This is a genomic window from Hymenobacter sp. BT559 (assembly GCF_017571525.1).
GTDB lineage: Bacteria > Bacteroidota > Bacteroidia > Cytophagales > Hymenobacteraceae > Hymenobacter > Hymenobacter ginsengisoli.
Map to the genome: position 1 here is coordinate 165,998 of NZ_JAGETY010000003.1, position 13,817 is coordinate 179,814.

The 13,817-nt window shown below is 64.7% G+C and carries 9 protein-coding genes; 6 read left to right on the top strand and 3 right to left on the bottom strand.

Annotated elements, in window-relative coordinates; translation table 11 throughout:
- Positions 1–25 precede the first annotated feature (25 nt).
- Complete coding sequence (locus J4D99_RS05290) at positions 26–730, bottom strand: carboxypeptidase-like regulatory domain-containing protein (protein ID WP_208130672.1); 705 nt, start codon at positions 728–730, stop codon at positions 26–28.
- A gap of 88 nt (positions 731–818) precedes the next feature.
- Between J4D99_RS05290 and J4D99_RS05295 the strand changes: the two genes are divergently transcribed.
- Complete coding sequence (locus tag J4D99_RS05295; protein ID WP_208130673.1) at positions 819–3,158, top strand: efflux RND transporter permease subunit; 2,340 nt, start codon at positions 819–821, stop codon at positions 3,156–3,158.
- A gap of 9 nt (positions 3,159–3,167) precedes the next feature.
- On the opposite strand, the gene J4D99_RS05300 is transcribed toward J4D99_RS05295, so the two are convergent.
- Entirely contained in the window at positions 3,168–5,687 is a 2,520-nt protein-coding gene (locus J4D99_RS05300) for a TonB-dependent receptor domain-containing protein (protein ID WP_208130674.1), read from the bottom strand.
- Between the two features lie 375 nt (positions 5,688–6,062).
- Here J4D99_RS05300 and J4D99_RS05305 point away from each other — a divergent pair, with 375 nt between their 5' ends.
- From J4D99_RS05305 to J4D99_RS05320, 4 genes are all read left to right on the top strand, one after another.
- Positions 6,063–6,902 (top strand): oxygenase MpaB family protein, encoded by an 840-nt coding sequence (locus J4D99_RS05305; protein ID WP_208130675.1) that lies wholly within the window; start codon positions 6,063–6,065, stop codon positions 6,900–6,902.
- Between the two features lie 3 nt (positions 6,903–6,905).
- A complete protein-coding gene (locus J4D99_RS05310) occupies positions 6,906–7,280 on the top strand; it encodes a ribosomal maturation YjgA family protein (protein ID WP_208130676.1) in 375 nt (124 codons plus the stop codon).
- 188 nt (positions 7,281–7,468) lie between these two features.
- Positions 7,469–9,337 carry a PAS domain-containing sensor histidine kinase gene (locus tag J4D99_RS05315; RefSeq protein WP_208130677.1) on the top strand — a complete coding sequence of 623 codons (1,869 nt, stop codon included), beginning with the start codon at positions 7,469–7,471 and terminating at the stop codon, positions 9,335–9,337.
- A complete protein-coding gene (locus J4D99_RS05320; protein ID WP_208130678.1) occupies positions 9,334–9,735 on the top strand; it encodes a response regulator in 402 nt (133 codons plus the stop codon). Before J4D99_RS05315 ends, J4D99_RS05320 begins: the two co-directional genes overlap by 4 nt.
- A gap of 7 nt (positions 9,736–9,742) precedes the next feature.
- Here the strand turns inward: J4D99_RS05320 and J4D99_RS05325 are convergent, their stop codons facing one another.
- Positions 9,743–12,286 (bottom strand): excinuclease ABC subunit UvrA, encoded by a 2,544-nt coding sequence (locus J4D99_RS05325; RefSeq protein WP_208130679.1) that lies wholly within the window; start codon positions 12,284–12,286, stop codon positions 9,743–9,745.
- Positions 12,287–12,585: 299 nt separating this feature from the next.
- On the opposite strand from J4D99_RS05325, the gene J4D99_RS05330 reads away from it, so the two are divergent.
- Complete coding sequence (locus tag J4D99_RS05330) at positions 12,586–13,749, top strand: serine hydrolase domain-containing protein (protein ID WP_208130680.1); 1,164 nt, start codon at positions 12,586–12,588, stop codon at positions 13,747–13,749.
- Positions 13,750–13,817: the final 68 nt, after the last annotated feature.

Here is a 13,817-nt window from a genome sequence, read left to right on the forward strand (position 1 = left end):
GTACGAAGAAAGAAAAATAAGGAGGCTAATCGGTCGGAACGTACACCTCGTCTTGCCGATTCGGATTGGCAGCGTCGTGGATAATCAGGCGATTAGCAGTTAGCTCTACTACCGTCAGCGCTTCGTCACTGCCTTTGGAGCCTACCACGTGCAGCGTGCGCTGCACCTCATCAAGCTGCCACTTCCCTTTACTGCCAAATACCAGCGCTTTTACTTTAAAAGTGCCATCATCTAAAAATTGCAGACGGGCCAGCTTCAGAGCAGAGCGGAGTCCAAAGGGGGTTTGCAGTAGTTTCTTCGCTCTGACCGAGTCAGTTTTTTGCAAATCAGCAATAAGATTATCGGCTACGGCAACAATTGAGCTTTCCTCAATCTTCCACTTTTTTAGCAGCAGCTTGCGGATACTACTGTAGCTAACGAGCACTTCACCAATCTGATACGAAAGCTCCTCTAGCCTTACTTCGGGGCCCAGCAGCTGCACCGGCAGGGTTTGCGACTGGTAACCCAAGTGGGAGAAGATAAACTGGGCCCCGGCTGGGGCAGCGGGCAAGTGGAAGCGGCCCGCTTCGTCGGTGCTGGTGCCAGTGGGCTGGCCATCGAGGCGAACGGTAACCTGGGCCAGGGGCTGGCCAGTGCTTCGGGCCACAACGCGGCCCGTCAGGGCTTGGGCGGGCGTGGCTAAGGGCAGCCCGAGCGTCAGCAACAGGATTACTAAAAGCCGAGTGAACATAAAACTGGTGCCCAGGCTTTAGTGGAGCAGGCGGACAAACCGTGCTAAAAGTAGCGCCTGGCCGCATTTCTGCCGCGCTTTCTATCCCATGTCGCTTCGCCGAACTGCCTACCTCACGCTACTGGGGCTAGCCCTGCTCACGGGGCTGGCCGGCTACTTTGCCGCTCAGCTACGCTTCAACTACAATTTCAACGACTTTTACCCCGCCGGCGACCCCGACCTGGACTACTACCAGGGCTATACTCAGCGCTTCGGCAACGACAACGACTACCTGCTGCTGGCCCTGGAAGCCGGGCCGGGCCAAACGGCGTTTTCGCCGGCCTTTCTAACCCAGGTCGACAGCGTGACGGCGGTGGCCCGCCGCCAGCGCCACGTGGTGCACGTCACCTCCCCCACCACGCTCAGCCAGACCGTGGTGGAGGGGCTAGGGGCTTATACCCTGCCCTACCTGCACCCTAGCGAGTACCGCGCCGACCCTAGCCGCCGCGCCGCCGACTCGACGCTGGTTTTCAAGACGCCGGGCCTGGTCGGCAACGTCGTTAGTCCCGATGCCCGGGCCGTGGCGCTGGTTATCCAAACTACCCCCGACCTCAAGAAGCCGCCCGGCGACTCGCTGCTGACCGAGCTGCGCGCCGGCCTGGCCCGGGCCGGGCTGCCCGAGGCACGGGCGCACTTCGCGGGCCGGGCGGTGGCCCAGTCGGTTTTTGTGGATAGGCTAAAATGGGAGATGGTGATATTCATGTCGCTGTCTTTCCTGTTGGTAATGGGGCTGTTGTGGGCCACGTTTCGTACCTGGTGGGGCGTGGTGCTGCCGTTAGTGGTGGTGCTAGGGGCAATCGTGTGGGGCCTGGGCGTGATGGGCGCCTGCGGCATCAGCATCGACCTGATGACGGCCCTACTGCCGCTCATGCTCTTTGTAGTGGGCATGTCCGATACCATCCACATTATCAGCCGCTACGTGAGCGAGCTGGGCTACGGTGCGGGCAAGAAGCACGCCTTGCGCACCACCATTAAGGAGTCGGGCTTCGGCTCAGGGCTGTCGGCGCTCACTACGAGCATCGGCTTTTTCACCCTGATGACCAGCACCATCCGGCCCATTCACAACTTTGGGCTGTTTACGGGTATTGCCGTTATCCTGGCTTTCATCTTGAGCTTCACGCTGCTGCCGGCCATGCTGGTGCTGCTCAATAAGCCCGCGCTGCGCCAGCCGCGCCAGCACGGCCACGACTGGGATGGCGTACTCGGCCGCCTGTTTGCGGGCGTGCTGCGCCGGCGGCGGCTCATTTTTGTGCTCAGCGGGCTCATTTTGGCGGCCAGCATCGGGCTAGCCACGCGGGTGCGTATCAACTCGTCGCTGCTCGATGACTTGTCGAAAAACGACCCGGTGCGCAAGGATTTCGCGTTTTTCAACGACCACTTTGCCGGCGTACGGCCCTTCGAGCTGGAGCTGAAGCCTGCCGGCGGGCGCACCGTGTACGACCCCGCCGTGCTGGCTCAAACCGAGAAAGTGGAGCGCTACCTGGCCACCACCTACGGCCTCAAGTTTTCGGCCTCGCCGGCCACGCTGGTGCGCACCGTGCACCAGGCGCTGCACGGCGGCGGGCTGGCCGAGTACCGCCTGCCCGCCGACTCGGCCGGGCTAGCCCAGCTTCGCGGGCCGCTGCGGCAGTTCCGGAAGCGGCCCGAGTTTCGGGCCCTGGTGCTGCCCGATGGCTCGGCCGGCCGCCTCACCGGCCGTATGGTCGATGTGGGCAGCATCCGGGCCGATGCGCTCAACGGCGCGCTGCGACACTTTTTGCGCACCAGCATTGACACCACGGTGCTGCGCACCCGCCTCACCGGCTCGTCCAACCTCATCGACAAAAACAACGAAAACCTGACCCTGAATATGATACAGGGCATGGCCATCGACGTGGCAATGGTTACCATTATCGTGCTGCTGCTCTTCAAATCGGTGCGCATGACCATCGTGGTACTCATCCCCAACCTCTTGCCTATCCTGGTAGTAGCGGGCGTAATGGGCCTAGCGGGCGTCAATATGAAGGTGAGCACCAGCATCATCTTCACCATCGCCTTCGGCATTGCGGTGGATGACACGATACACTTTATCAGCAAGTTGCGCCTCACCATGAGCCACGAGCCTGACCTGTTCAAGGCGGTGCGCCGCACCTATCTGCTGGCCGGGCAGGCGGTTATCGTGACCTCACTCATCCTGGTGGGCGGCTTCGGCACGCTGCTGTTCTCGTCGTTTGATGGCACGTTTTACGTGGGCCTGCTCATCGGGCTCACGCTGCTCTTCGGCGTGGTGGCCGAGCTTACGCTGCTGCCGCTGCTGATACTAGGCATCTACGGGCGCAAGCGCCACTTTGCCGGCAGTAGCGCAGACCTTCAGTCCGCCAGTCAGGAGCCGAAAATACTGGCAGACTAAAAGTCCGCGCTACTTAATCGGCTGGGCGGCTGGCGCAGGGCTAGCCGGGGCTGGGCGCGTGGCGGCGGGCGCACCGCCGCTGCCCTGGCTGCCCCCGCCGTTTTCGTCGGTTTTGAGGTCGTCGTTTTTCACGTTTTTGTGCGGGCGGGGCTCGGCCGTGAGCTGGCCGATGCGGTAGCTGAAATACACCTTGAAGCTGGTGAGGTGCTGCACGGTGGTGCTTTGCTGGCTCAGCAGGGGGCTAGCGATGTCGCTGCGCACGGCGTTGGTGGGCGAAAAGAAGTTTTCGGCCCCCAGGCCCAGGCTGCCTTTCTTGCCGGCCACGTCGTGCTTCAGGCTCATGCTGTACACGGCAAAGCTGCTCTGGCTGCCTTGCAGCTGCACCTGCTGCCCCCGGTAGAAGCTGAACAGCTGCACGTTCCAGCCCCGCGGCAGGGCGTAGCTGCCGTAGAGGCGGCCGCCCAGCACCCAACCGGCGCCCCGGGCAGCATAGAGCGGGTCGGCCACGTTATTTTGCAGCACCGCGTAGTAGGCATCGAGGCCGCCGCTGAGGCTGAGCTTGGCACCCACGTCGAGGCTAAAGAAGGCGCTGCCGCCATAGGCATTTTCCTGGCCAATGTTCAGGTAATCAATGCGCACCGCGCCGGGGTAGTACGCATCGCGCAGCGGCGTGCACACGCTCTGGATGGAGCCGGTGGTGTTGCGGGCAAAAACCGAGAAGTTGAGGTTGGCCTGGCCTAGCAGCGTGCCGTAGCCCAGCTCGTAGTTGTTGGTGTATTCGGGGCGCAGGCCGGGGTTGCCCTGGGTTTGAATCAAGGGGTTGGCGGCTTGCAGGTTGGGGTTGAGAAACTGGATGGACGGGCGCTGAATGCGGCGGTTGTAAGCCAGCTTCAGCACATTGCCATTGCCGAGCTTGCGCAGCACGTTCAGGCTGGGCACCAGCACGCCGTAGTTGGGCAGGTCGCCCACCGGGCCGGTACCAAAATCGGCGGCCAGGGCCGTGTACTCGTAGCGCACGCCCGGCTTCAGGGTGAAGCCCTTGGGCAGGCCTAGCGTGTAGGCGGCGTAGCCGGCGGCCACCTGCTGCCGGTAGGTGAAGGAGTTATCGGCCTGCGCGCTGGCCAGCTGCCCGTAGTAGTGGTAGTCGCTGCCGACGCGGCGCTGAATATCCTTCACCCCCATTTCCAGCAGCTGGCTCGGGCCAAAGGGCGTCTGGTAGTCGAGCTGGGCGGTTATTTCCTGGTTGGCGCTGGAGTTGTCGTTGCCCGACCGGCCTAGCTGGCCGGCTTCGGTGGCCGCATAGGTGTCATTCGTAAAGGCATAGGTGCGGTTATTGCGGCTGAAGAGGGCAAGCGCGCTCAGCTCGCGCTGGGGCACGTCGTAGGTATGCGTGTAGGCCAGGCTGGCATCAATGGTACCCGACTCATCAGTGATTTGCACGTTGCGCACCGAGCTGGTGGTGCGGGCGAGGGCCGGCTGGGTAGTAGCAGTAGCTAGCCCATCCTGGTAGGTGGTGGCGTTGCGAGTGCCGTAGGTGAGCGAGGCGGCCAGCGAATTACGCTTGTCCAGGTCCCAGTCCCAGCCCAGGGTATAGCGGCCAAACAGCTGGTTTTGGCGGGTGTCGGCGGCCTGGGTGGTGCGGGTTTGCGCGCCGGTGGCGGGGTCAGTCGTCAGCTGCTCGTTGGTGAAGCTGCCCGGCGTGTTGTAGCCCGCCCGGCCAAAGCCGCCCAGCGCAAAGCCCATCGAGCCGGTGCGGTAGCCGCCGTTCAGGTTGAGGGTGCCCGAGCGGGTACCGCCGCTGCCATCGAGGGCTAGCTGGCCGCCGCGCAGCGTGTTGGTTTTGGTCACAATGTTGAGGAGGCCGCTCGTGCCTTCGGCGTCGTACTTGGCCGAGGGCGAGGTAATTACTTCTACCCTAGCAATCTGGTCGGCTGGCAGCTGGCGCAGGCCGTCGGCCACGCTACCCGCCATAATGGTCGAGGGCTTGCCATTGATGAGCACCTTGATGTTCTGGTTGCCGCGCAGGCTCACGTTGCCGTCGAGGTCCACACTCAGCAGTGGCACCCGCCGCAGCACGTCGGTCGCGTCGCCGCCTTTGGTGGTCTGGTCGTTTTCAGCATGATACACCGTGCGGTCCACCTTTTCCTCAATCAGGGGCCGGCGGGCCGTCACTACTACCTCGCCAAGCTGCTGGGTTGTGGCCGTGAGCGCCAGCGGCCCTAGCGCCACGTCGCCCCCACCAGCCGGCACCACTACGCCGGGCCGGGCCAGGTCCTGGAAGCCCAGCAAGCTCACCCGCACCGTGTAGGTGCCCGGCGCCAGGCCCGGAAGCACAAACCGGCCATCGGCCCCGCATACGGCCCCGCTCACAGGCGCGTCGGCAGCGCCCAGCACCGCCACCGACGCGTAGCCGAGGGGCTGGCCCGTGGCGGCATTGGTGACCGTGCCCGTAAGTCGGCCCATGCGGTGCGTTAGGGGGCTAGCGGCTGGGGCTGGCGCCGCCTGGCCTTGGGCATCTAAGCTGGCCATCAGCCAGAATAAAGCCGCTACTAGAACAGCACGTAGCTTTTTAACCGACATATAAATTCTGATAAGTCAGCTAAAGGCGCCGGGAATAGCAGAAAGGTTGTTCAGCAAAAACTCATTTATGTGAATCAGCTATCCTCAACTGCTTTATTACCCCTAGCGGCCGCCGGGGCATTGCCCAGCCTGCTAGCCCCTACACCACGCCCATCCAGCTCAACCGTTGGCTGCAAGCCTCCCGCACTTTCTGCCAAGCAATCAGCTGAAATAAGTAAAATCCACTCTGCGTAGTTAACTTTGTATTTCAAAGCATAATCAATCACAAAGCATATTCCCGTCGATGCGGGCACCTAGCCCAGCTGGTTCCTGTTTATTCAGCTTATGGAAACGTTCGTGGCCCAAAGCTCCATCGTGCGCCGCATCTGGGGCACTTCCGATACGGTGCTGTTCATCTTTGCCGGGGCGGCGGCCGAGTTTGCCCTCAACAAGGCCGTGGACTGGCTTTACTTCACCGGGCGGCTGCCGGCCGACCCGCTGGGCCGCCTGTTTTCAACCGTTGACTACGCCCGGCGCATCGTGTTTGCCGACCGTGCGGGGGCCGAAAAGGCCATTGACACCATCGCCGCCATTCACGGCGCGGTGGAGGCCAGCCGGGGCCAGCGCATCCCCGACTGGGCCTACCGCGACGTGCTGTATCTGCTCATTGCGTATTCCATCCGGGCGTTTGAGCTGCTGGAGCGGCCCCTTACCCTAGCCGAGTGCGAGGAGATAACCGACGTGTTTTGCCGGGTAGGCCGGCGCATGGGCATCCCGGAATTGCCGGCTTCCTACGCTGCCTGGCAGGCCGACCGCGCCCGGCACCTGGCCCACGACCTAATGCTAAGCGCTTGCTCGACTGACTTATATAAGCAGTACCTCAAGCACCTGGGTGGCCCGCGCTATGCGCTGCTGCGCGGCGTACAGGGCGTGGTGTGCCCGCCCACCGTGCGCCGCCAGCTGGGGCTGGGCAGCGGCGCGTGGCTGCGGCCGGCGCTGAGCTTTTACCGCGCCACCAAGGGGCTAGCCCTGAGCCAGTGGCTGAAAAATGCCCTGCTGCCCGCCGAATACGCGGCGCGCATTCGGGCGCTCGATGAGGTGCCCGCCGCTAGGCCCGAGGCGCCGGGGCTACCGGTGCCAGCCGGCTGCCCCTACACGCGGTTTCGGGCCGCTTTCCAACGCTAGGCGATGGGCCATGCTAAGTGGGCCTATGGCGGGCTTGCCGCTGGCCTGCTCGGGCTGGAAGGGCTGATTGCCCGCTTCGCCCACGACCACTTCATTCGGCCCTACGCGGGCGATTTTTTGATTACCATTTTTCTCTACTGCCTGGGCCGCGCCCTTACACGATGGCCCGCCGGGCGCGTGCTAGTTGGGGCCTTGCTTTTGTCCTACCTGGTCGAGCTCACGCAGTATGCGCACCTGTTGGCGGCGCTGGGCTGGCAGCACGTGCGGGTGGCGCGCCTGGTGCTGGGCAGCGCGTTTTCGTGGGCCGATATGCTGGCCTACACGCTGGGGGCGCTGCTGGTGCTAGCCACCGGGCCCCGGCGCAGCGTCCAATTCTGATTCAAGGGCACTTCTGGGCGCCGGTGCCCCTGCCAGTGCGGGTGGCCAGCTAGCTGTTGCCGGCAGAAAATGGAATAATAGGAGAACCAGTAGTACCTTGCGAAGACAACAGACTTGTATATAGCCACTAAGCAGCGTCTTGCGCAGCGCTTGGGGAGGGCCTTCTTCTTCATTCAGCCATCTCGGCCATGCCAACTCGGGACCAGCCGGCCGCTCAGGCGCTATTTGAGCACAGCGCGGAAGCAGCCTTCGTGCTCAACCCGCTAGGGGTTTACCAGCAAGTTACGGCCCGCTTTGCGCAGCTGCTGGGGCAGCCGGCGGCGCAGCTGGTGGGCTCCAGCTTCGTGGCTAGCCTCGACCCCGCGCAGGCCCGGCTGCACCAGCACCAGCTGGCCCGGGCGGCAGCAGGCGCGGTGGTGCGCTACCAGGCCCCGGTGTGGGGGCCGGCGGGGCCAGTCGAGGTGGAGTTTCAGCTGCTGCCGCCGCTGGCGCCCGGCAGCGCGTGCTATGGCCTGGCCCACCCCCTGGCCGAGCGCCTGCACCTGAGCACCACCCTGCTGGAGCGCGAGCGCCAGCTGAGCGTGGTGTTTGACAACCTGGCCGACGTGACGTTTGTGCTGGCGGTGGAGCCCGACGGCCGCTTTCGGTTTGTGTTCGTCAACGAGGCGTTTTACCGCACCACGGGGCTGCTCGTCAGCCACGTAACGGGGCGCTACGCGGAGGAAATTATTCCGGAGCCCGCGCTGAGCCTGGTGCTGGGCCACTACCGGCAGGCCGTGGCCAGCGGCCAGCGGGTGATGTGGCAGGAAACGTCGGTGTACCCCAATGGCCAGGTCACGGGCGAAGTATCCATTACGCCGGTGCACAACGAGCTGGGCGAGTGCTTTCAGCTGGTGGGCGTGGTGCACGACCTGACCAAGGAGAAACAGGTGGAAGAAGCCCTGCGCCGCAGCAACGAGCGGTTTCGCTACGCCCTCAAGGCCACGAGCGACGCCATCTACGACTGGAACGTGGCCGACGATACCTTGTACTGGGGCGAGGGCTGGGCCGAGCGCTTTGGCTACGAACTAACGCCGCAGCCCGCCCCGCTGGGCCAGTGGGCCGCCGCTGTGCACCCCGACGACCAGGCCCGCGTGGTGGAGGGCCGGCGGCAGGCCATCACCGCCGACGCGCCCCTGTGGGAAGCCGAGTACCGCTTGCGCCGGGCCGATGGCGCGTGGGCCAGCGTGCTCGACCGGGGCTACCTGCTGCGCACGGCCGAGGGACGGGCGGTGCGTATGCTAGGGGCTATTCAGGACGTGACGGAGCGCGAGCGGGCGGCCGCCCAGCAGCGCCTGCTCACGCAGCGCCTGAGCCGCCAAAACGCCGACTTGCAGCAATTTGGCTACATCGTGTCGCACAACCTGCGCTCGCCGCTGGCCAATGCGCTCGGCTACGCCGACCTGCTGCCCAGCCTGCCGGCGGGCACCCCAGTTTTTGCCGAAGCCCTGCAACACCTGGCCGCTACCCTGCGGCAATTTGACCAGGTGGTGACCGACGTGAACGGCATTCTGGCCCTGCGCGACGAGCAAGCCGGCTACCACCCCGAGCTGGTAGACGTGGCCGCCGTGTGCCAGCTAGCCCTGCTCGACCTGCAAGAGCCCCTACGCGCCTGCGGGGGCGAGTTCGAGAGCCACCTCCCGGCTACCCTGCGCCTGCCGGGCAGCCGGGCCTACTTCCACAGCATCTTCCACAACCTGTTTTCCAACGCCATCAAGTACCGCTCGGAGGCGCGGGCACTGCGCCTACAGGTGGCTAGCCACACCAGCCCGACGGGCGAGGTAACCCTGACCGTGCGCGACAACGGCCGCGGGTTTGACCAACAGCGGGTGGGTACGGATATGTTTCAGCTATACCGCCGCTTTCACCACGGCCCGGCGGGCCGGGGCATCGGCTTATTTCTAGTAAAAACCCACGTCGAAGCCATGGGCGGCCGCATTAGCGTGCGCAGCGAGGTAGAGGTGGGCACCGAGTTTACGTTATCCTTTCCGATGAATTATGATGCCGATGCACTATGAAAACGTACTTGATTGACGACGACCACCTGGCCATTTTTCTGGCCAGGCACTTATTGCAGTCCGAAGGTTTTTCGAACACTATCTGCGCGTTTCAGTCGGCCGAAGAAGCCCTGGCCGAGCTGCTGACGCACGAGCGCGAGGGCCTGCCGCGGGTCATTTTTCTCGACCTGAACATGCCCGTGATGAACGGCTGGCAGTTTTTGGAGGCCCTGACGCCCCACGCCGACGAGCTGCGCGGGCACTGCCACATCTACATTCTCACCTCGTCGCTAGCCCTCGCCGACCTCGAAAAGTCGAAGCACTACCAGCTCGTGGATGGCCTCATTCACAAGCCCCTCGACCGAAGCGAGCTGCGGGCCATCCGGGCCCGGCTGGAGCCGGGGGCCGGGGCCAGCTGAGGCTGGGCTAGCCCCCGGCCAGGAAGCGGGCCAGGTAAGGCGCGGTGCGGCTGGTTTTCGACTGCGCCACCTTGGCCGGCGGGCCGGTGGCTACGATGCGGCCGCCCTCCTCGCCCGCGCCGGGGCCCACGTCGATAACCCAGTCGGCGCCGGCCACCACGCGCATGTCGTGCTCCACTACCAGCACCGAGTGGCCGGCCTCGACGAGGCCGTTGAGCTGGGTGAGCAGGCGCTCAACATCGGCCGGGTGCAGGCCGGTGGTGGGCTCGTCGAGCACGTAGAGGGTGTGGGCGCGGGCCTGGCGCTGCAGCTCGGTGGCCAGCTTGATGCGCTGGGCCTCGCCGCCGCTCAGCTCGGTGGCCGACTGGCCCAGGCGCAGGTAGCCCAGCCCCACTTCGCGCAGCACCGTGAGGGCGCGGCGCACGCTAGGGTCTTCGGCGAAGAACGTCCAGGCCTCGTCCACGGTCAGGCCGAGCACGTCGGCGATGGTTTTATCTTGATACTTGATTTCGAGGGTTTTGGCATTGTAGCGGGCGCCGTGGCAGGTAGGGCACGGCGAGTACACGCTGGGCAAAAACAGCAGCTCGACCATCACGAAGCCCTCGCCTTGGCAGGTTTCGCAGCGGCCCTTGGCCACGTTAAAGGAGAAGCGGCCGGCGTCGTAGCGGCGCTTGCGGGCCTCGGGCGTGGCGGCAAAGAGCTTGCGCACGTGGTCAAACAGGCCCGTGTACGTGGCCATATTGGAGCGCGGCGTGCGGCCAATGGGCTGCTGATCGACGCGCACCAGGCGCCTGACCACGTCGAGCCCGGCCGTGATTTTGCCTTGCACGGCGGGGCCTTCGTCGGCCAGCTCCAGGTTTTCTTCGGCGCCTTCGCTAGCCCCCTCTTCTTCCGTTTTTTGGCCCAATGCCTCGCTCACCAGTTCTACCAATACCTGGCTGACGAGCGTCGATTTGCCTGAGCCCGACACGCCCGTAACGGCCGTGAACACCCCTAGCGGAAACTCGGCAGCGAGGCCGCGCAGGTTGTGGCGGGTGGCGCCGGCCAGCCGCAGCCAGCCCACGGGCGCGCGCTCGGGGCGGGCGGCCAGGCCGGTGTGGCCGAATAAAAACTGGCGGGTCTGCGACGTTTCTACCTCGGCTAGCCCGGCGGGCGGGCCGCTGTAGAGCACCTGCCCGCCCTGCTCGCCGGCGGCGGGGCCCACATCGACGAGCCAGTCGGCGCAGCGCACCACGTCGAGGTTGTGCTCGACTACGAAGAGCGAGTTGCCGGCTTTTTTGAGCGTATCGAGCGCCCGCAGCAGGGCCTGCGTGTCGGAGGGGTGCAGCCCGGCCGAGGGCTCATCGAGCACGTACACTACCCCAAACAGGTTGGAATACAGCTGAGTAGCCAGGCGCAGGCGCTGTAGCTCGCCGGGCGAGAGCGTTGGCGTGCTGCGCTCCAGGGCCAGGTAGCCCAGGCCCAGGTCGAGGAGCACCGCCAGACGGGCTACCAAATCCTGGGTGATGCGGCGCGTCACTTCGGCCTGCTCGGGGTGGGCCTTGTGGTGCCGCTGGGCGGTGGCCCGGCCCTCGGCGAAGGGCCGCAGCCGGCTAGCCACCTGCTGCAAGGGTAGCCGGGCCATGTCGGCAATGTCGAGGCCGGCGAAGGTGACGCTCAGTGACTCGGGGCGCAGGCGCTTGCCGTGGCAGAGCGGGCACTCCTGGCTGAGCATGTACTGCAAGGCCCGCTTTTTCATGAGCGCGCTCTGGGTGTTGGCGAAGGTGTGCAGCACGTGCCGCCGGGCGCTGGAAAACGTACCCATATAGTTTGGCGGCTCCTTGCGCTTGAGGGCGCGCTGGGTTTCCTGGGGCGAGTAGCCGGGGTACACCGGCACCACCGGCTGCTCGTCGGTGAACAGAATCCAGTCGCGCTCTTTTTGGGGCAAGTCGCGCCAGGGGCGGTCCACATCATAGCCCAGGGTTACCAGAATATCGCGCTGATTTTGGCCGCCCCAGGCCTGGGGCCAGGCCGCAATGGCCCGCTCGCGGATGGTGAGCGAGGGGTCGGGCACCATCGAGTCTTCGGTCACCTCATATACGCGGCCCAGGCCGTGGCAGCGCGGGCAGGCTCCCTCGGGCGTGTTGGCCGAAAAGCCTTCGGCGTAGATAATACTCTGGCCGCTAGGGTAGTCGCCGGCCCGCGAGTACAGCATGCGCAGCAGGTTGGAGAGCGTCGTGACCGAGCCCACCGACGAGCGCGTGGTGGGCGCACCACGCTGCTGCTGCAGGGCCACCGCCGGCGGCAGCCCGTCGATGCTATCGACTTCGGGCACCGATAGCTGGTGAAACAGCCGCCTGGCGTAGGGCGATACTGACTCGAGGTAGCGGCGCTGGGCCTCGGCGTAGAGCGTGCCGAAGGCCAGGCTCGACTTGCCCGAGCCCGACACGCCGGTAAAGACCACCAGGGCATCACGCGGAATGTCGACGTCGACGTTTTTAAGATTGTGCTCACGGGCGCCGCGCACCCGCACCAGGCCCGCGCCGGGCGCGGTAGAAACAGAAAAAGCCATAACTCAAAAAGCGCGGCCAGGCGCCGCTAGCCCGGTCATACGCAAATTGGCGGGCTAGCGGCGCCCGGCGGGCTAGCCCCTGCCTACTTCACACAAGGCTTTGCTCTTGGAGGCCGCCCGGCGCAAGGGCGGGCGCGCGCCTAAAGAAGTAGCAGAAGTGAGTCACCTCAGTAAAGCCCACAGACTTACTTTTATCGGCCGCTGAATCAGCCACTCCCCTAGCCAGCTTTTGCAAGAGATGGCCGCGGCAGGCAGCGCTCCGGCGCCGGCGCCGCTTACCTTTTAATTACCTGCCTGTTATGCGCTCACCTTCGCTCCTACTGGCCCTGCTGCCGCTCCTGGCGGCGTGTAGCCGGCCCACGGCCCGCACTCCCAGCCTTGTGGCTACTGATACTTATTTTCCGGCGCCCGGCGCGGGCTGGCAGCACCAAGCGCCCGCCGCTGAGGGCCTGGACCCCGCCAAGCTAGCCGAGGCTGTGGCGTTCGCCCAAACTCAGGAAACGACCCAGATGACGCCAAACTTCTCCACCCAGGAGGGGATTTTTGGCAAGCTGCTCGGCCCCATGCCCACCAGCCGCGCCGCTACCAACGGCCTCGTGCTGCGCCACGGCTACCTCGTGGCTGAGTGGGGCGATACCGAGCGCCCCGACCCTACCTACAGCGTGGCTAAAAGCTACCTCTCAACCATCCTGGGCATTACCATCGACCGCGGTCTTATCAAGGACATTCACGAGCCAGTGGCGAATTACATCCACGACGGGGGCTACAACTCGGAGCATAACAAGCTAATTACCTGGGAACACCACGCGCGCCAAACCAGCGAGTGGGAAGGCGAGCTGTGGGGCAAAAACGCCGACTTCGTGGGGCGCGAAGCCTTCGGCAAGGGCGAGCGCAAGCCACGCGCCCTGCAAGCGCCCGGCACCTACTTCGAGTACAACGACGTGCGTATCAATCGGCTAGCCCTCTCACTGCTGCGCGTGTGGCAGCGCCCCCTGTCCGACGTACTCAAAACGGAAGTGATGCAGCCTATCGGCGCGTCCAGCACCTGGCAGTGGGTGCCCTACCCCAACGCCGTGGCCCAAATCAATGGCAAGCCCATGCCCTCGGTAAGCGGCGGCACACGCTGGGGGGGCGGCCTGCGCATCAGCGCCCGCGACGAGGCGAGGCTCGGCTACCTCATGCTGCGGCGCGGCCGCTGGGGCCGGCGCCAGGTGGTGTCGGAAAGCTGGGTGCAGCAGGCTACCACGCGCGGCCCCGTCGGCCCCGACTACGGCTACCTCTGGTGGCTCAATACCGAGCAAAAAGCCTGGCCCGACGCGCCTGCTAACAGCTATGCCGCCCTCGGCGCCGGCCAGAATACCATCTGGGTTGACCCCACCCATGACATCGTCATCGTGTGGCGCTGGCACAACGGCAACCCCAATGAGCTGATAAAACGCGTGCTGGCTGCGGTGAAGGAGTGATTGTTTTTAGGCAGTAATTCCTAGCAACACTTAGAAAATGTTTGGATTTTGCTAAAAACGCCTCTGGA